General features: G+C 46.1%; 9 protein-coding genes (1 of these 9 running past the window's edge). All 9 read right to left on the minus strand.

The features are described from left to right. Positions 1 to 3,982, minus strand: the 5' end (the start) of a protein-coding gene (locus MHI21_RS16375) for an SDR family NAD(P)-dependent oxidoreductase (protein WP_342418534.1). It extends 15,716 nt beyond the left edge of the window; the window shows 3,982 of its 19,698 coding nt (coding positions 1-3,982); it begins with the start codon at positions 3,980 to 3,982; the stop codon falls past the left edge of the window. Continuing rightward, complete coding sequence (locus MHI21_RS16380; RefSeq protein ID WP_342418535.1) at positions 3,966 to 15,110, minus strand: amino acid adenylation domain-containing protein; 11,145 nt, start codon at positions 15,108 to 15,110, stop codon at positions 3,966 to 3,968. The genes MHI21_RS16375 and MHI21_RS16380 overlap by 17 nt, the downstream gene beginning before the upstream one ends. Before the next feature lie 115 nt (positions 15,111 to 15,225). Next, complete coding sequence (locus MHI21_RS16385; protein WP_013310979.1) at positions 15,226 to 15,975, minus strand: polyketide synthase; 750 nt, start codon at positions 15,973 to 15,975, stop codon at positions 15,226 to 15,228. A 45-nt stretch (positions 15,976 to 16,020) separates the two neighbouring features. Continuing rightward, positions 16,021 to 16,782: an enoyl-CoA hydratase/isomerase gene (locus MHI21_RS16390; RefSeq protein WP_075154436.1), complete on the minus strand. Its 762-nt coding sequence runs from the start codon at positions 16,780 to 16,782 to the stop codon at positions 16,021 to 16,023. Next, entirely contained in the window at positions 16,779 to 18,041 is a 1,263-nt protein-coding gene (locus MHI21_RS16395; protein WP_342418536.1) for a hydroxymethylglutaryl-CoA synthase family protein, read from the minus strand. The genes MHI21_RS16390 and MHI21_RS16395 overlap by 4 nt, the downstream gene beginning before the upstream one ends. A gap of 15 nt (positions 18,042 to 18,056) precedes the next feature. After that, positions 18,057 to 19,295 carry a beta-ketoacyl synthase N-terminal-like domain-containing protein gene (locus tag MHI21_RS16400; protein ID WP_342418537.1) on the minus strand — a complete coding sequence of 413 codons (1,239 nt, stop codon included), beginning with the start codon at positions 19,293 to 19,295 and terminating at the stop codon, positions 18,057 to 18,059. Beyond that, positions 19,292 to 19,531: an acyl carrier protein gene (locus MHI21_RS16405; RefSeq protein ID WP_342418538.1), complete on the minus strand. Its 240-nt coding sequence runs from the start codon at positions 19,529 to 19,531 to the stop codon at positions 19,292 to 19,294. Before MHI21_RS16405 ends, MHI21_RS16400 begins: the two co-directional genes overlap by 4 nt. A gap of 48 nt (positions 19,532 to 19,579) precedes the next feature. After that, the gene (locus tag MHI21_RS16410) at positions 19,580 to 20,308 is read right to left on the minus strand and encodes a 4'-phosphopantetheinyl transferase superfamily protein (RefSeq protein WP_342420216.1); all 729 of its coding nucleotides are present in this window, start codon (positions 20,306 to 20,308) and stop codon (positions 19,580 to 19,582) included. A gap of 166 nt (positions 20,309 to 20,474) precedes the next feature. After that, on the minus strand, positions 20,475 to 20,996 hold the full coding sequence (gene loaP / locus MHI21_RS16415; protein WP_250270866.1) for an antiterminator LoaP: 522 nt from the start codon (positions 20,994 to 20,996) through the stop codon (positions 20,475 to 20,477). Positions 20,997 to 21,302 lie beyond the last annotated feature (306 nt).

A 21,302-nucleotide genomic window follows, 5' to 3' on the forward strand; every position in this document is an offset into this window, starting at 1 on the left:
CACCGTCTCTCCATGGAAGCCCCTCTTCTTGCCCAGATGTTTCAAACCTGCTCCAGCAAGCGATTGTCCGTTGTCCGTTCTCATAGCGAATCCAGCCATCCATCGGGCTACGGCTGTTATCCTCCAGCTTCGCCAGGATGCCTTCCGCCTGTTCTCCCTGTTCCACTTCGATCAGCTGCCCGATGAATTTCGGGTTTTCCAGCCGGGCTGTCTTCAACAGTCCCGAAAGTCCCGAAAAGAGCCGTCCTTCCCCGGCGTTCCGCACCACAATTTGGACCAGCACCCTCCCCTCAGGCTTGTCTTTGAGTATGCTTTGAATGCTCTCAAAGGCCTGAATAGCATAGGCCTGGAACCGCTCATCAATCCGGCTCTTCCCGGATCGAAAGGCAAGCACCTGCACAGCTCCGTTCAAACTCGCTTCAAGCCGCTCGTGCAAAGCTTCGTCTGGCTCACAAAGCAAGACCATTCGCCGATCATAGGCAGGGACTTCGGCTTCCAGCGGTACATCCTGCTTTTTCCATGTAGGCTCAAATAGCAGTGTACGGCTACTCGTAACGGCAGACGCTTCCGCAGCTCTGGCGACGCTAAATTTTGGTTCACCCTCTGCCGCTCTGCCGCCTGTAATTTTGTCCTCACTCCTAGGCGCCCAATACTGCTCTTTTGCAAAAGGATAAGTTGGCAACGGAATCCTAGAGTACTGTTCATGTGAAAATAAACACTCAAAGTCTAACGAATATCCCTGAACATACAGATCTGCAATCGTAGTCAAAAGCTCCAAATACTCGCGGGTATCGCTTGCGTTTTGACAATTGTAAATACATTCATCCCCGTATCTTTTCAAAGATGTTTGTATGCGTTGATCTTTTTCGTGCAGTTCAGAATGATAAACTTGAGAAGCACTGCCCTTTTCCAGCCACTTTTTAAGGGACATGACAAGCTCGCCTTGATTACGGGCAACACATGCAAGCCGATGATTACAGTGCTTTCTCCCAAGCAATAATGTATAGCTCATATTACCGCAATCCGCCATAGGCTCCTGTTCACAATAAGCGAGCAGTTGCTCTACCTGCTGGCGCAATTGTTTTGAAGTTCGTGCCGACAGCGGAATGAAATAACCTGGCTTTTCGGAATGTCTCCGTTCCGTCTGTGGAGCCTCTTCTATGACCATATGAGCATTCGTACCGCTGGCACCAAAGGAGCTGACCGCTGCACAGCGTCTGACTCCAGGCTCAACTTCCCAGTCCTGCAGATACGTATTGACATAAAAAGGACTATCCGCAAACTGAATGTTTGAATTGCCCGACCGGAAATGAAGTGTAGGAGGAATTTGCTTATTCTTTAATGACAATAACAGTTTGATCATTCCCGTAATTCCTGCCGCAATTTGCGTATGGCCAATATTCGTCTTAATGGACCCTATGGCGCAATATTCCTTCTTGTCGGTATACTTTCTAAAGGTTCGAGTCAGTGCCTGATATTCAATGGGATCTCCCAATTTGGTGCCAGTTCCATGTGCTTCCACCATCTGGATTTGCTCTGGGTGGATATGAAATGTATCGTATACATTTTGCTCGAGTCGCTCCTGAGATTTCTGGCTTGGCGCAGTAAGTCCATTCGTGGTACCGTCCTGGTTGATCGCTGAGCCTGAAATCACTCCATAGATGTGGTCTCCATCAGCAACAGCTTCATGAAGTCGCTTGAGCACAATTGCGCCAAGCGCCTCTCCCGGAACCATTCCATCTGCCCTATCATCAAAGGTATAGCAGCGTCCCGATCGAGACAGCATCCCTGCCCGGTCACCATATAAATAGCAGCGAGGGGTCGTATGAATATAGACACCACCAGCTAAAGCCATATCCGTTTCTCCGGTCCATAAGCTTTGGCAAGCCAGATGAACTGCAACTAACGAACTGGAACAAGCTGTATCTACAGCTATTGCTGGTCCGTGAAGATTCAAGTAGTAGGAGATTCTAGCGGGAATCACGGAACCCATATGACCCCAAAGCGCTTGGGGAGGCAGGTCTTCATCCAGCAATTGTTGGTAATCTCCCTCGGCACAGCCCACATACACTCCACAGCGGCGACCCTCCATCCCTGTCCCCGCATAGCCAGCATCCTCCAGAGCATGCCACGCTTCCTCCAGGAACAATCGCTGCTGCGGATCCATATAGGTCGCTTCCAATCCTGAGATATTGAAAAAAAGCGGATCAAACTTATCAATATCCCCCAAAAAACTGCCGTGATTGCAGTAACTTGCATGTTTTTCCTGATATTTCGAAAGATCCCACCGGGTTACCTCTTCCACTAAATCGTCACCGTTCTTAAGGTGATTCCAAAGCTCATGTACATTATCAGATCCAGCAAACCGCCCGCTCATTCCAATAATCGCAATGGGCTCCCTTGGTGTTAAAGCTTTCTCTTTATCCTTCTTATTGGGTCTGTCCTGCTCAAAGGATATACTTGCCGTTTCAACGGGATGAAGAATATGATCCGTGTCTTTAGGTTTTTGGATGTCGCGAATTGCCTCTTCCATGTTGTCTATTGGATTAGCGCTCTGGTCCAAGACTTGTGAAACTTTATCTCCATATTGGCTTAAAATGTATCGCGTCAGTTGTTTTACCGAACTGTAATCGAAGATATCGGTAGTTTGCAAATGAATCCCCAGCCCCTGATTGACAGCCTGCACAAAGTTGACGCCAAGAATGGAGTCCAGCCCATAATCTGCGAATGACTCATGAATATCAATCATAGTAAAGTCCACATTCAAAGCCTCTACCAGCTTCCCTACGATAAGCTCCTTGACATACTCTTTAGCCATCTCGCTTGTTACATCAATATCTGATCGAATTCCTTCGTCACGCTGTTTCATTTGAGATTTGTCGTGTTCAGGCTCCTGTTTGTTCCGAATCATACCATCGCTTTCCGCCACAATAATTTGTTGACCTATATCATGCGCTTCCTGAGCAGGGAAGAAAACGGACCGGAAACCCTCCATTTCCAATACCTTTTGCCAACTTTCGGGATATAACCCGGGAGAGCCTGGAATGCGCAGCTCCGGGTCATTATAAAGCCACCATCCCTCTAAAAGGCCAAAGGATAGATGGTTTAACAGAGAGTTACCGCTGATTTCATTTATAAGAATCAGACCGTTTTCTCGCAGCGCCGCTTTGACATTGCGTAACGTTTGGCGAATGTTCCGTGTGGCGTGCAATACATTGGTGGCAATCGCAATATCATATCCACCTGTATCAATATCTTGTCCCTGAGCCGACTCTTCCACATTAAAAATCTGATAAGTCAGGTAAGGATTTTTCGGACCGTACTCTTTTTGTGCATGTAATAAAAATGCTCTGGATTTGTCGGTATAGCAATATTCTTGAATATGCTCCCGATAAGGTTCGAGCTTCTGGAAGACCAAAGCGCTAGTACCTCCAGTGCCTGCACCAATTTCAATGATTCGAATCGGTACCGACGGGTTATGCTTGATTCGCTCATTTAGATAGGAAACTACGATATCTCCCAGCACTTCATTAAAGTAATCCGCTGCAGGACTGTTCTTATATATACCTTCTACCAGTTTCATGGAGGAATTAGGAAAAATGATATCGGTGGCTGGTATCTTCCCGGTTAAAATTTCTGGCAGCTTGCGCAAGGTCGATTCTACCAAAAATACCCAGGCTGAGAGATCCGGATTTTTCAGCCATGCCCCTTTCTTCCATTCCCACTCCTTCCATACAGCCTGCAAATCGACCGAAGCAGTACCCGCTACGCTATATGACTCTCCATTGCAGTACAAATACTGATTCCGTACCAAAATCTCTATGCTTTCTTCAAGCCAACGATCGTATAAATTCAGTAAGCCGTTTTTTGTTTTAAAATCCGCGATCATAGCTTTCTTTTCCATTTGCGCATATGGACATAATCCCATCAAGCGCAAATGGCTCCATAACAGCCTGCATAAGATATCATTCATTTCCTTCATCTGTAAGCCTCCATTCCCGTTCAGTCCCTCGTGTCGCTCCATCCTGTTCCGAGTAAGCTTTGCTGTCGACTGTAGTCGAGGACATTGTCTCGTATGCAGCCGCTAGATAAGAAAGATCTGGCATCTTCTTTATTTTTACACTGGCAGAAATATGACTCTGGATGTTTTGGATATACGAAGGAATAGCTTCGAGATTTGAAGCATCGATGTCTTCCTTATTCATTTCCGAAACATTTGCCGTTTTGGCAAGTGCCTTTTGGGCAATGAACGAATCTGTTGGCTTTACAGCATCTGCAGATTCAATGGAAGCCGATTTAGTTTTAATATCCGTGATCCAGTACCGCTCCCTCGCAAAAGGATAGGCCGGCAGGCTGATTCGCCGCGGCTTGGCATCCCCATAAAGCAGGTTCCAATCCATTGCCAGTCCCTTGACCCAGAGATCAACAACCTTCGAATATTTCCTTTTCCCTATCCAGGCAGCAATCATTCTCTCCATGTCTTCATCTTCTACCAGCGCCGTCAGCGCCTCCTTATTCCGTTTGACCTGACCCCGGTATAACTCAGGGATTCCATCTCGTCCTTCCAGGAATCCTTCCAGCTTATCCACCAGTTCCTGCATAGACCCTGCAATCACTGCCAGCCGTTCTTCCATGGCTTCGCGTCCCACCTGCAGCGTGTAGGCCACATCGGCCAGACTGCTTTCGCTGAGCTGTCCTTCCCGCATAACGGCTAGCATTCTCTCGGCCTGCTTTTTCAGTCGTTCTTCATTTTTGGCTGACAATACGATGATCGCAGGCTTTTGAGCCGTAACGCTCATCGGCACCTTCTCTTCCGCAATGTACTCTTCGATGATGACATGTGCATTGGAGCCTCCCGCTCCAAACGATGAAATCCCAGCAATCCTCGGGTATTCCCGCGTCTCTCCATCGATCTCAACCACCGGCCGCTTCCATTCTCCCAGATCCTGCTGGACGACGAACGGCGTCTGACCGAAATGGATGTTCGGATTCAATTCTTGGGCATGCAGGCTGGGAACCAGCGTCCGGTTTTTCATCTGCAAGATGATTTTCCCCACCCCGGCGATGCCCGCTGCCGCCTCCAGATGCCCGATGTTGGACTTCACAGAGCCTATGGCGCAGAATCCCGTATCCGGCGTATCCTTCCTGAATGCCTGGGTTAGACCCGTCACTTCAATCGGGTCTCCCAGCTCCGTGCCTGTCCCGTGGGCTTCAATATAGCTGACCGTCCGCGCATGTACCCCCGCTCGCTCCAGGGCCGCCCGGATCAGTTCCCCTTGGGCTGTCGGGTTCGGCACTGTATAGCCGTTGGTCTTGCCTCCATGGTTAATGCTTGTCCCCCGGATCACTGCATGGATAAGGTCCCCATCAGCGATCGCCTTGGACAGCGGCTTTAATAGGACGACCCCCGCGCCTTCTCCAGGGACAAACCCATTGCCTCCTTTGCCGAAGCTCTTGCACTGCCCGTCTGCTGACAGCATGTGGTTGGCGCAAAGTCCGACATAGCTGAGCGGATGGAGATACAGATTTACTCCGCCTGCAATAGCCATTTCGCATTCTCCACGGTACAGATGCTCACAAGCTTCATGAATCGCGGTCAACGAGGACGAACACATCGTATCGATCGGCATGCTTGGCCCTTGCAAATTAAAGAGGTACGAAATCCTATTCGCTACTGAACTAAAGGATATTTGGGGAAATATTTGCGCTCCCTTCTTCCATAATTCCGGCCCATAGAGCTCGTAGCCCGTTTTGGTAATTCCGGCAAATACGCCTACCCGGCGGTTATGCCGCACCGCAAGCTGTTCCCGAGTATAGCCCGCGTCCTCCAGTGCTTCCCAGCAGGCTTCAATGAACAGCCTTTCCTGCGGGTCCATACCGAGTGCTTCCCGTGGCGAAATATTGAAAAACAGCGGATCGAATTCTGCAAATCCTTCGATAAAACTTCCCCATTTGCTGTAGCTTTTTGCATTCACCACCGCTTCCTGTGGATCAGGATGGAAGAACCCTTCCAGCGTCCAGCGCTCACGCGGGATTTCGGTGACACAGTCCTTCCCTGCTTTTAGATTTTCCCAATATTCGTTCATGTCTCTGGACCAGGGATACTTTCCAGCCATCCCAATGATCGCTATCGGTTCACGCATTTCCGCAGGGACAGACCCGGCTAAGCTTCGGATAGGCTTCGCTTCCGCCTTTGCCTCAGCCGGCACGGCTTCTTCCTCGGCATACAGCGGTGCCGCAAGTATTTCCTCTACAGGCTGCATGTCACGGCTCATCCCGGTCCACTGCATACACTCCTGCGGGTATTCCGCCACAAAATATTCCGTCAAAGCACGCAAGGTTTGGTACTCATAAAACAGCGTCTGGGACAGTTCTCCAAAGAAGCCCGCCAGCTTGGCATTGAGCTGGGTAATCATGATCGAGTCGATTCCATAGGTTTCCAGCGGTTCATTGGTTCCAATGCTGCCGACGCGCAGCCGGGTCACCTCTCCAAACAGCACCTTGAGACAATGCAAGGTTTTGTCGTAGAGCAAGTCTGCATCCAGCATAGGTACGCTTGCCTGGTTAGGTACAGCTGCCTGGATGGCACGGACGCCGGCCTGTGAGAAGGCTTTCGTCAGGTAGGCCTCAATTTTCTCAGGTTCTCCTTCCATGACCATCACCTGCTCCTTGCCGGAGGCCAAGCTTTGGCACAACGCCCTCATTCCCGACCGAGTCTGCATGGCTGTAATGCCCATGTTTTGCGTCATGATCTGTTCCGAATCCGCATCGATCCGCATCCCGCCCTCTTTCCATAGCGGCCAGCGGATAGATAACGTTTGCCCCCGCCGTTGCTTCGCCCCTACCAGGGCATTCCGATATTCGGCGTATGCGTCCATAAAGGCATTGGCAGTCGCATAATCAGCCTGTCCCGGATTGCCCAGGCTGCCCGATATGGAAGAAAAGAGCACAAAGAAGTCCAGGTCCTGACCGCTGCTCGCCTCATCCAGATGGGCTAGTCCGCTCACCTTCGGTCCCAGCACCTCTATAAATTCTTCCCTTGTTTTCTTGATGATGAAGTTATCTTGAATCACCCCTGCACAGTGGATAATCCCATGGACACGTCCATATTCCTGCTCGATGCTGTCCAGTAAATCGATAACCGTCTTCCTGTCGGTGATATCGCCTTGCCTGTACACCACGCTGGCCCCTGAAGCTTCCAGCTCCTGCAGCTTCGTCTGCTTGTCTCGGTCCAGCGGGGACCGCCCCGTCAAAATGAAGGTCGCTGCTTGCGTCTGCCGCGTAATCTCTTCTGCAACCAGCAGCCCCAGACTGCCGGAGCCGCCGGTGATCAGATAGACCCCACTATCTCTCCATGGAAGCTCCTCTTTTTGCCCAGATGTTTCAAGCCTGCTCCAGCAAGCGTTCTTCCGTTGACCTTCCTCATAGCGAATCCAGCCATCCATCGGGCTTCGACTGTTGTCCTTCAGCTTCGCCAAGATGCCTTCCGCCTGTTCTCCCTGTTCCACTTCGATCAGCTGCCCGATGAATTTCGGGTTTTCCAGCCGGGCTGTCTTCAACAGTCCCGAAAGTCCCGAAAAGAGCCGTCCTTCCCCGGCGTTCCGCACCACAATTTGGACCAGCACCCTCCCCTCAGGCTTGTCTTTGAGTATGCTTTGAATGCCCTCAAAGGCCTGAATAGCATAGGCCTGGAACCGTTCATCAATCCGGCTCTTCCCGGATCGAAAGGCAAGCACCTGCACAGCTCCGTTCAAACTCGCTTCGAGTCGCTCGTGCAAAGCTTCGTCTGGCTCACAAAGCAAGACCATTCGCCGATCATAGGCAGGGACTTCGGCTTCCAGCGGTACATCCTGATTTTTCCATGTAGGCTCAAATAGCAGTGTACAGCTACTTGTAACCGCTGGCGCTTTCGCTGTTTCGGTTCTTACTGCTCTGGCCTCAACCTCTGGAGCCCAACAACGCTCCTGTGAAAAAGGATACGTAGGTAGACTTATTCTTTTCGGTATGACATTGGAATATAGCAATCGCCAATCTATATAGAAGCCTTTGGCCCACACCTCTGCCAGCTTGTTCATTTCACGATTTGCAATCCATTTGCTCATTAATTCCTTGAAAACTTCTTCCTGTTCAAATAATTGCACTGAATCTTTTGACTGATTGTTTTCTCCCCTCCAGCAGTTCTCGATATGTGCTTGTTCATTCGTGAACGATTGGAGCTTTTGTACCAGCTCGCTCGTATTCTTTACGATAAAAGCTACCCGGTTTTTCATTGCCATTCGTCCTGTCTGAAGCGTAAAGGATACATCCGACAAATTAATGTTTTTAGAAGCTATCAAAAAATCTGAAAGCTCTTGTGCATACACTTTAAGCCGATGATGATGCCTTGCAGATAATGGAATCAGATAGATAGCATCTTCGTTCATAGAACTATCTTTAAATCGTTCTGATTCAGCATTGACTACAAATTGTTCGAAAATGGCATGAGCGTTAGTTCCGCCTATTCCAAAGGAGCTTAACGCCGCCCGGTGAGGAGCTGACGCCTTTTCCCATTTTTGGAGGCTATCAACAACATAAAAGGGTGAATCGGGCAAATGGATATCAGAGTTTGGTTTTTCGTAATTAAGCGAAGGGGGAATCTCATTATGGTATAAGCTTAAAGCAACTTTAATGCACCCCGCCAAACCTGCTGCAGTATCCAGATGCCCGATATTGGTTTTGACCGATCCAATACCGCAAAATTGTTTTTTGGTCGTATACTGCCTGTACGTTTCATTTAAGGCAGCAAATTCAACAGGATCGCCCAATTTTGTTCCGGTTCCATGCGTCTCGATATAACTGATAGATTCGGGATGAATTCGGGTTGATTCTATCGTCTTCTGAATAACCTCAGCCTGACCTTTGACACTTGGGGCATAAAACCCTAATTTGTCGGTTCCATCGTTGTTCACACCTACTCCCCGTAAAAGCGCATAAATATGGTCACCATCTCTAACGGCATCTGGCGCTTTCTTCAGTAGAACAACCCCAACCCCTTCTCCGCCAATCATTCCATCTGCCGACTCGTCAAAGGCTTTAATATGTCCGTCACTGGAAAAATTCAAGCCGGGTTGATGCACATAGCCTAAACTGGTGAAAGGAAAGATCGTGGATGCTCCGACTAAAGCGTATTTGGCTTCACCGGATAACAGGCTTTGCGAAGCCAGACGCAATCCGACTAATGAGGAAGAGCAGTTCGAGTGCACAAACAGACTCGGACCTTTAAATCCCAATTTGTGAGAGATCATGGTAGGAATTGTCCCACCCTGTGCTAAAATCCAGGTTACATATTCATCCGCGTTCTTCAGGACATTAGGTGATTGCGACGCCAAATTTGGGATAAATGCTTGATAGAAACTGCTGCTTGCCGACATATACACACTGGTTTCAGGAATTTCTTTGCTAATATAGCCAGCATCCTCAACCGCTTTCCATGAATGCTGCAACAGCAATTTCATTTGAGGATCCATAAACTCTGCATTTTTCTGTGATAAGCTGAAAAACTCAGGGTCGAAATACTCTTTTCCTTCAATTGTGCATCGTCCGGGAACATAGCCTCGATTCCCGAAGATTTCTTTTTCTAGCCCTAATCCAACCAATTCTTCCTCGGAAAAGAAGCGAACACTCTCTACCCCTGCCCTCAAATTGCTCCAAAACTCGGCATGGTTTTTGGCCCCTGGAAAATGACATGAAATCCCTATAATTGCGAGACTATCCTCAAAATAATCTGGGTAGGGTGGCTTGAGGTCATCTTCGCCTGAATCCATTTTCGGTAAGGCTGTATTCTCAGCTGTATCTGTTTGTTCCGGTGTATGTGACTGTTCTGTTTGAAAATCAACATTCTCGCTTCTTGTTTCTGTAATGTAGGCACTGAGTTCCTTAACTGTCGGATACTTGAACAATGCTGTCACCGAAATATCGCATTCCAACAATTCCTTGACCCTTCCGATCATCTCTGCTGCTGAAAAAGAATTCCCACCTACGTCAAAGAAAGCATCATCTGTACTTAGATCATCAACATTCAGAAGTTTTTTCCATACCGTTAGAACTTGATGTTCAACATCCGATTGTGGTAAGTGGATCTTTCTTGTTGTTGCTAACTCGATCCTGCGATTCATTAATTCTTTTCGATCTATTTTCCCATTAGGGGTCAAAGGCAGCTTATCTAGCTCTATAAAAAATGCGGGTATCATATAATCGGGCAAGAAAGTTTTTAAATAGTTTCGCACTTCCTTCGGATCGAGAGGAGGCTTACCGGACTCGGAATTGTTCAGCAAACAGTAGGCAACAAGCTGCTTATTCCCCCCCTGTTCCTTGGCAATCACGACACAATCATCGATTCCTGGATATGTTCTGACCTGACCTTCAACTTCACTCAGCTCGATCCGAAACCCGCGAATTTTCACTTGATAATCCATCCGTCCCACATACTCAATTGAGCCGTCCGAAAGCCACCTGCATAAATCTCCAGTTCTGTAGAGCTTGGTTTCCGGATTGAATGGGTTGTCTATGAACTTTTCAGCCGTAAGCTCTGGCTGGTTCCAATAGCCTCTGGCCAATCCGCTGCCCGAAATAAAAAGCTCTCCCGGAAGACCGACAGGCACAGGTCTAAGATGTTTGTCCAAAATGTAAACCTGGGTATTTGCGATAGGCTTACCGATCGAAACAGGCTTATCTGCGTCGATCTTTTGAATTGTAGACCAAATTGTGGTTTCGGTCGGACCGAACATATTCCATGCATCACAGCTGTTATGAACAAAATAAGATTTCAACGTTTCCGAAAGGGCTTCCCCTCCACAGAGAACTTTCATGTTCTCTTCGTTCTTCCAGCCGGCTTGAAAGAGCAGGGTCCAAGCCACAGGAGTGGCTTGCATGATTGTCGGTTTTATTCTTTGAATTTCCTGCTTAAGTCTTTCGGCATCCTTTATATTTTTGGAACTGCAAATATAGCATACAGCCCCCTTAATCAAAGGCAGATATAATTCCAGTCCCGCTATATCAAAGCAATACGTTGTCACTGCAAGTAGTTTGTCCTGCGCTGTTAAACCGGGCTGCTCTCCCATGGAAATAAGAAAGTTGGTCAACGCTTTATGTGGAATCATGACCCCCTTGGGTTTCCCTGTACTTCCAGAGGTATATATCACATATGCCAAATGGTGAGATTGTACTTCCCGTTTGATTGTCTTTCTACCCTTCACATCACTTTTCAGATGATCCCAATCTCTATCAAGGACAATACAGCTAACGTTGTTCCCTTCCAAACGTGACACTTTCTCCAACAACCCCGATTGCGTAATGACCAGTGAAACTTTGGAATCCTGAAGCATATACTCCAATCGGTCCTCCGGATATTCCGGATCGAGCGGCACGTAGGCTCCACCGGCCATCAGGATTCCTAACAGCCCAATCACCATATCTAAAGAACGTTCCATGCAAATCCCCACAAGAGTATCAGGAGTTACCCCATGTTTCTGCAAATATAAGGCCAGCAAAGTGCTCTTTTCTTTTAGTTCCCCATAGGTAAGCGATTCCTTTTCATATACAACTGCAATAGCCTCAGGTGTTTTTCTTGCCTGTTTTGCAAATAATTCAGGGAAGCACTTATCAGGATAACTTGTTCCGGTAGCATTCCAGTCATTAAGGATGATGTCCTTTTCCTCTGGTAAAAGTAACGAATGCTCCTCCAAGGGCCAAGTGGGATTCTCCATAAGTGCTTCCGCTAATTCTATATAACGCTCTGCCATCTGTATGATGGTTGAATAATCGAACAAATTGGAGCGATATTTGATATTTAATATCATTTCCTCTTCCTGCTCTTGCAGTTCCAATACCAACTCGTATTCGCCTTCCTGGTGAATTTCTTCAACCAATTCGACGAAAAAGATATCTTTATATGGCTCGCAAAGCTGCCGAAAGCTTGAAGTTGGAAGGAAGTTTTGATAAGAAAAGGCTGCTTGGAAAACAGGAGAGCTCGTCTGCATCCGCGGCACATTCAATTCTCGGACCAGAGTCGGAAAAGGATACGAGGCATGATCCATTCCATCGACTACTGTCAACTGCAATTTTTTCATGAACTCCAAGAATGTTTCTGTTTCCGATATCTGACTCCGGATTGGAAGCATATTGACAAAATAGCCGATTAATTTATCAAAACGCTGCTCCGGGCGCACCATAACTGGCATTCCAACAATGATATCTTCCTGTCCCGAATACTGGTTAAGCAATACCGTATATATACCTAACAAGACTGTAGACAAGCTCGTATATTGCGCTTGGGCAAAAGACTTTACCCGTTTGACCCATTTAAGCGGAAGCGGTTTAGAATATGTTTGTGCTTCCATGCTTTGAGCCGGAAAACCAGAGCGGTCATATGGCAGCTCCAGGGTCGGTAAAGCACCTGACAGCTGTTGTGTCCAGTAGGAACGATACTTCTCCCCTTCTGCACTCGCTAACATCGTTTGCTCCCATTTAACAAAATCGCCGTAGCTCGCTGCGGGTGGCAACACTGTCGATGTCTTTCCCTGTACCACGTTCTTATAGGCATCTAAAAAGCTTTGTATAAACATGCCGAAAGAACTTCCATCAAAAATAATATGGTGGATGACAACCAGTATGAAATGTTCCTGTTCAGATCTGGACATAACATAAATACGCATCAAAGGATCCTGTTCCAGCATGAATGGTTGCTTTACTTTATTCCCAATAAATGGAATAACCTCATCTGCTTCCAAGGCTGAAATATCCTCCACTTGCACATGAAGCGGCTGCGTGAGCTGCAGCTTTTGATAAGGTATCCCATTTTCCTCTTCAATCACACTTTTTAAAATAGGATACTGTTCTAAAACGATGTGAAAAGCCCGTTTAATGCTCTCAATCTCAATCTTCGTATTAAATCGGAGGCATATTGGTATATTGTAAGCATTCATCTCAGGGGACATTTTATGTAATAGCCACAACCCTTTCTGAACTTCAGAAAGCGGATTCCTTCGGAAACTGAGCGAATTTTTCTCAGTATTGACCTGTACAGTGGATTTATCTTCTTCAACCTTTTGGGCTAAATATGCCGATAATAGTTGAATCGTCGGGTTCTCTAAAATTTCTCTTGCTTTAACCTTGATCGGATAGGACTTCTCAAGGCCGCGTATAAGCTTCATGACAAGAATAGAATCGATACCATAACCATGAAGATTTGTATTCAAATTCATTTCCTCGTGCTTGAGATTCAGTTCCCAACACAAAAATTGCACTATATACTCCTGAATCTTCGACTGAACCAACGAAATGGCATTTATGGTAGCGTCATGGTTTTCTGAGGCGGTTTCTTCCATATTCGAATGTGATGGTGAGAACGCACTCCGATATTGATAAAGTGCTTGAAGCTCTTGTTTGATATAAGCATTGCGGCAGATCTTTCTTTGGATTTTCCCACTTCCCGTTTTGGGTATACTTCCCTTAAGCAGCAAATAGATATCGTAAATTTCAAGTTGATGCGTATCGGATACGGCATTCAGTATGTTTTCGACCAACCGTTTATATTCCTGCTCATGAAGGGGCGCTTCAATTTCCTGTACGACGATTACTTTTTCCTGACCATTGATTTCAGAGGAAAATACAGCGATGGGCAAGGTCAACTCTGGCATATTCTTTTGAATGGTCCATTCAATATCGACGGGATGATGATTTTTGCCGCGAATAATGATGACTTCCTTCTCTCTGCCGATGACATAGATATGATTATCCGCAATGAAGCCAAGGTCCCCGGAACGAAAAAAGCCGCCTTCTTTTGTATCGGAAAGAGCTACCTCAAAAGTGCTATTCGTTTCTTCCTTCCTGTTTAAATATCCCTCTGCCATCCGTGCGGATTTAATCCAAATCTCCCCGACTTCCTCCGGTAAGCATTGTGTATGTCTTTCAGGATGAACAATTCGTATTTGCGTCGGATCTTCAATCTCCCCACAGCTCACTACGGACTTCGATTTGTTCTTCTCATCCGTGTATTGGACTCTTCGTTGCTCCAAGCTAGGGATATCTAAATTAAGGAATCTCATCGACTGACCTGGTTTTATACTGGCGACGGGGCACAGCTCCGATAAGCCAAGGAGGGGACAAAATATATCCTCTCGTAGCCCTAATGCCCGGAATTTATGGATGAAGTTCTCGTAAGTTTCCTTCCGGATAGGCTCACCTGCACATATAATCGCTTGGAGATGGCGAAGTGAATATTGCTTAATTGAAGCGATGTCCAGTGTGGAGCAGCAATAATCGAACGCAAAATTTGGCGCTGCCGTATGGGTAGCCTGATACTTGTCAATCATATGAATCCAATTTTCCGGATTTTTAGCGAAGCTTTCTGGCGGGAGAATAATGCTCGATGCCCCGTTTAAAAGTGGGACTAAAATATTGTTATGCAGTCCAAAAGCATGAAATTGCGGCGTCCAGGAAACAACACGACTATTCCGGTCAATTCTCCATTGCTCAGCCTTGGCCTGATTCATCAAGCAGCTGTGACTAAGGATTACACCTTTTGGTAAGGATGTTGAGCCCGATGTATACATCAAAAGAGCAGTATCCTGCGGCGCTGGCATTCTCATTTCTATGTCAACGTCAACGGCGTCTTCTTGAAAGATTTCATCAATATTCAGGATACGGATTGAATTAAACTCCTCCCGTGTTTGGAGAAATGCTTTGAAGTCCGTATTAGTTATGATACATACGGCTTGGGAATCCCTATAAATAGGCATCATCTTCTCAAAGATTTTTTCATCCGGCTCCGAATCTGTAATAGGTGTAGGTATGGCCACGATATTTGCATAAAAACATGCCAGCATGCTGCTGATATATTCCAGGCCCTGAGGAAATACAAGAAGTGCTCGTTCCTGCTCAGCCAGTTCTTTCAATAGGATGCTGCCCAAAGCCTGTATTTGATGTAGAAGCGTATTTCCGGAAAGAATTTGAGGACTCTGGCCTTCTTTCTCAAACGTAAATAACTCTTTTTCAGGAAATTTCCGGCAAGTTTCAATAAAAGAAGCGATCGGAATATCAAGGTTCCATGTTTGGTCATGTTTTCGCATCATTCTCCACCAACTCCTCAAAACACAAAGTTTATATAACATGAGCTATATGCTTCTTTCACACTCGTTGCTGGTTCGCATGAACAACCGCAAAGGCGTTCAACGAATCTCTATTTGGTTATTTTCCAAACAAGTTGATAATTCGTTCTTTAACCTCCGCTTGATGAAAGGTCTTCTCATGCATGATAAGCTCTTGTTCTACGATTTTGGGAAGCTGTTCCCGGAGTGGAGCAACCAAATGATCCTTTAGCGTGATTAAAGAAAATCTGGGTTTCTCGGCTAGCTGCCGGGCAAGATCCATTACATAGCCCATCACTTCTTTGCGGGGCAGGGTCGGAAACGGAACTCCCCGTTTCTCCAGTTCAACGCCTCGATAATTGCCCCCATTTAACAATAACTCTTCTCCCAAGCTGAACCCTAGTTTTTTAGGAATGATATACGTGGCACCCATTCCTGGTGTGAATCCGTATCTCATAAAATTAGTTGTGTACACACTTTCCTTGCTTAGGACTACAAAATCAGCAAATAACCCCATTACAAAGCCACCGCCCACCGCATGTCCCTGCATGGCAGCTATCACTGGAACTTTGCAGCCCAATGCAAGTGAGTAAATATTTTCATCGGTAAACTTCGAGATTCCTTCATGTAAAGCCAACAGTCCCTCTTGCGTCCCACCCGTGGCAAAGTAATTATCGTATCCTGTTAGAATTACGACTTTGCAGGTTGAATCTTCTTGGATCGTCTTGAACGCTTGTCTTAGTCCATGGGTCATTTCAAGCGTAAATGTATTTTTATGAACTCTATCTTGCATTTTCACTTGAATAATACCTCGTTCGATTTCAAGTAATTCAACCACCGATTGTGACATTATGATCTTCTTCCCTCCTGCATCCCCATCTTGTGGCGTACGCCATCAGTCCATCCACGGAAATTGCCCCGTTTCGACGTACCGGAAAATACCCTTAAGATTTTGAGCGTCTGAAAACACCTCTTGATTGGACGCCAACGCTAGTGGTTTACACTGACGCAAATCGTTGAGTTCATCCATAAAGCGCTTATAACGTAAAATCCCATGCTTGCTCAATCGTCTGAGGCGTAATAAATGCTTGCGTAGCACCATCTCACTCTGAGCATCGTACGCATCAACCAACCCCCATACATGGGCCTGTTGAACCGAAACGGGCTGCGTCATTAGTGTTAAATAATGCGCTTTTTGGAATCCAATCCTGCGGACTAAAAACGGTAGAACGCAAGCAGGAAAAAGTCCGAATAGCAATTCTGACAAGCTGAACTGTGCCGTCTCGTCGGCTATCACAATATCGCTGGCAGCAATAAATCCGACACCGCCAGCGTTTGCTTTTCCTCGCACATGAGAAATCGTGATATAAGGCCCAGTTGCTAGTTTTAACCACAGATCATACATAGGCTCTGGACTCATTGCATGTTCTTGTCCACTTTCCACTTTTTCACGCATTCCCTCAAAATCCGCGCCAAAACAGAACACCTCCGGCAAACCTTCCAAAACTACGATCGTAACTGACTCCTCACACAGTGCAAGTACATGCAAGCACTCCTCGATGAGGGTATTATTAATCGTATTATTTGCCTCCGGTCGGTAAAAGCGAATATAACAAATCGATTCTTGAAAGCGAACCTGAATCGTTTGATAACTCATAATTCCCACCTGTATTTACGGTGGAATTCATAGATTTCTTCCAAATACAACCGCTGTCTCCCTTTCCCGGAAGCTATGACCCCCGGAATCAATTGAAAATCCAGCTTGGCGTTGCGGGTTCCAAATCGTACGGCGCCACTGCCTTTTAGCAGGGATTCATATTCATCCATAGATAACTGATAGCGATCATTCAAATTACGCTCAATTTCAAATCGCCGTAGATGTTCCTGGCTTTGCGGCATAACAACCCCGCTATAAAATTCAGAGCAGCAGCCTGACCCGTAGGAAAAACAGCCGATTCGCTTTGGAGCATCGAATGTACCCTGATCAATCGTACCTGCCAAGGAGAGGTACAAAGTTGCCCCCATAATATTTCCGACCCGTTGGCAATACGCTAATCCAGGCTTAACACGTTGTAAATAATCTGCCTCAATCTCATTTGGTTTGGATTGAGTCAACCTTCGCATCATCGTGCGATGCGCTCCTTTTACCATTCCGCCAAAAGGAGTATGAAAGGCAAGATACTGAAAGGTATCTTTATAATCCACTCCTTTCACCCGTTTTTGATATTCCAAAAACGCTTGCTCGCAACAATCCAGATAGGACATTAAAGACAAATCTGCATCCCCAGCCTCGCTATCTGGAATCGGCCGGCAAGTATCCATCACCTCATAGCCGTAATATCCATTAGCGCCTGCATCGATTTGAAAAACATGAGGATTTTCACTAATGAGCATTGCCACGGCCCCTGCGCCTCCACTTGGCTCAGCATAAGACCAATCCTCACTCAAGACATCCCCGCCTTCAGCAGCAATAAATCGTGAAATATCACTGGCAATTACAAGCGCTTTTGCTCCTGGCGAGACCTGAGAAAGAATAAAATTCACCGCCATTTGGAGTCCAGCAGTACCGGAATAGCAGGCTTGCTTGAGCTCGAATAATCTGCAATTCCGATTCAACCCCAAATAGTGGTGAATATATGTACTGATTGATTTCCCAAAATCAATACCTGATTCCGTACAGGTGATAAGCATTTCGATTCGGTTTTTTTCCGCTTCTGAAAGAGCGTCCACCAGCGGTTTTGCCGCATTTACTCCAAAGGTAACTGGATCTTCGTAAGGTAGAGCAACCGCCTTTTCTTTCATTAATAAATTTTCGAACCTTGCAGGATCCAATTGCCTGTGTTGGGCTAATTCCATAACATCCAGATAGGCAGAGCCACCAAAAACATTCATTGCCTCAATTCCCACGACAACCATAATCGTCCCCCTCTCTCAAATACGCGACTCACATTTTTGCATACAAATGGCCGTATTGATTCCACCAAACCCCATGCTCAGATTCATAGTATTGTGAATAATTGCTGGTACGGATTCATTCTTCACCCAATTGCAGTCCAATTGGATAGGCTCCTCCAAATTAAGGGTAGGGTGAAGTCTCGACTCTTTCATTTGTAAAAGAGTAGCAATAATTTCAACCGTTCCTGCCGCGCTCAAGCCGTGACCGATAATGGATTTAGTTGCATTGATATAGGCATGTGACAATTTACAATCCTGTAATGCCTTTATTTCTATCTCGTCTCCAACGACCGAGCCTGTCCCATGGGGATTAATATAATCAATCTCTTCCGGTAGCAGCTTTGCTTTCTCCAAAGCTCTTCTAATCACTCGGGCTTCGCCTTCGTAGGAGGGATTGGGATTCCGGTTTCGATCCATTCCCATATCCCATCCTGCAAGTTTGGCATAAGGTTTCTCTCGACGCCTCACGGCAGAATCGGCCCGTTCTATGACTACAACCCCGCAAGATTCCCCATAGATGAACCCGTCCCGCGACTGATCAAATGGTCGACACGCCATTGCAGGTTCATCGGCATATCGGTCGCTTCCCATCGCTCCCAAGGACCGCAATGCCTGGCATTCCATATACGAAATATCCATCAATGCCCCCATTGCAATACAAACATCAACACGATCTGCCTGAATTGCCTCAATTGCTTGAATGATTGCGACTTGTCCACTCGCGGATGCACCACCGACGGTATAAGCTAACCCCTGAATGCCGAACTGTTCGGTACATAGTCCGCACAAATCAGTATCCATAAAGGAAACCCCATAGGTCGGCGGTACAAAGCACATTTTTTCCCGATAGGCCTCATAGGTCTGAAATAGCTCCCGTTGCTGAAAATTGGAGCCTCCAACCACCAGTCCAATACGGCTAGGATCAACGTTATCCAATTGGGCATCATCCCAGGCTTCTTGAAGGGTTACCATGGCTACCTGCCCCGAAAATGATGCTGTACGTAACATTCGTTTGGATAATGCCTTCGGATAAGACAAGGGTGGCAGCTCCGCACCTATAAATGAAGCTTCGCCTCTTCTGCCAGGGCGCTGCATGACGCCAAATGCATGCTGCCCTTTGAACAACGCCGAGGCAAAATCAGCCTTCCCCTGCCCAATCGCCGAAGTCACGCCAATCCCTGTAACGACTAACTCAGACTTTTCATAATTTTTCATAATTTCGCATAAAGTGCATCTGTCAATTCCCCTATATTTTTCACGCCAGACAATTCGACACGCGGAATATGAAGAGATAATGTTTCCATCGTCTTGTTTACAATTTCAGCCCGATCTACTGAATCTGCACCCAAATCCACCAATCGATCACCATACTCGAACGTGTGATCTTGTAATTCAGGAAGCACTTCACAAATACAACGTTTAACAATATCGAATACTTCTTCCTTATGCATGGGTATCCTCCTAAAAGATAAATGTTTTAAAACTCAACAACCCGGTATTCAATAGGCATGACCTACAAACGGATTTCGATGAAAAATTGTATTGAATTTCTCATAAATCCGAGAAGTATTCATACTCCATTCCGTCTTCCTTGGTGCTACAATCGTGCAGATATAGTCACCTAACTGGTAAGACTGGGCAGCATATTGTGGAAAATGTGAAAATGTACTTTGGAAGTATCCATCCACCAATCTGGTCTCATTCATTTCAAGTACATGCAGCGATGTTGTAAAACCTGTGCGCAATATTTTCGACAAGGCCTCCTTCACTGTCCAAAAAACCGTCAATAAAGCTGAGTACTCCCCTACTCCCCGCACGACAGAGATTCTTTCCTTTTCTTCCGTCGTCAGTTGGCTTTCAATTGTCTTATTTCGCTTAGAATCAATCCTCTCAATATCAATGCCCATGGGATGCGCTTCGGGAAAAACAACAGCCGCTCCGATATAGTCGCAATGGGCAATGCTCACCTGGTAACTGTGGACACCATTGATTCGAAGCATGGGCTGGCCAAAGACACCTGTCTCCACACTTACGTTGCGCAGATTTGGCTCGCTTAACAGCACCGAAACCGCTTGTTTCGCACTTAGCCTGCCAAGCACAAAGTTGGATTTCCGCCGATGGAATACCAAACTCTCGAAGTAACTACACTCATCCGAATGGAAAACTTCCCGATCAAGGGGAGCGTCTGCATTATAATCTGCATGGACAAAACTGACGGCCGCCTTCATCACGGCATCTTCCCGCTTCAATATTAGTTGTTCTGCATACGAGGCTACGCATATCCCCCCCTAGTAAACTACTACCTTAGCAGTCCAAATCAAAAAAGGCCTTCAAATCCCTTATGGGTTCTGAAAGCTTCCTCATGGAGTATGAACTCGTCATAAGTTCTCCATTTTAAACCTTACTTATAATTTCCAACGCTACTCTCACTAACCTAATATCACCCATAAATTCTAACTGGATGATTGCTTGTCTTTTATGTCTATCTATTTTCTTGACTATACTCCCCCTTCCTTTAAGAGGGCCATCTAGGATACGTATATTGTCTCCTTCAATAATTCCAGTTGATGATTCTATACAATAGCTATCATTGCATAGACTCTCTAACATTTGTTTCTCCGAATCTCTCATTGAAGCTTCAAACTTCGAGTATCTCAATAAACGAATGATATCACTAGAAGTACAAATCATTGAATTTGTACTGGTTACGAACTGCAAGTCAGGTAAATTCGACTCAATAAATACATAGCTTGGGAACAAAGGAGCCCATTCTTTCTTTACTATTCCTGCTACTTTAAAAAGTCTCTCTTGGAGAGGTATAAAGGGTTTGTAGACTTCAGAATCTAACCACTCATTAATAAGCTGCTTGACCTGTTCTTCCCTACCCGTTCGCACAAAAAACACGTACCAGCTCACTTAACTCATCTCCTATAAAAACGTACTGCCAAATCATCTTCTATAATGTCTACTACCCATATACATAGCTTCGCCCTTTCACTTATCCTACTTGATAAGCTACAATCTCTCACGATATATCCCTCATTAATGGTTAACGTGACCCGCCAGCGATTAACCACAGACAAGTTCCTTTATTTTTCATATAATCATATAATTGGAATAATGTTTTTCCATTATAATCCTCTACTCAAACCCTGTCAATTCACAGTTGATTGGGAACGGCCAAGTTCATCATTGGATTCGCAAACCTTTCTGAAAATGGCT

Origin of the sequence: Paenibacillus sp. FSL H8-0168 (assembly GCF_038592955.1) — a bacterium.
Lineage (GTDB): Bacteria > Bacillota > Bacilli > Paenibacillales > Paenibacillaceae > Paenibacillus > Paenibacillus polymyxa_B.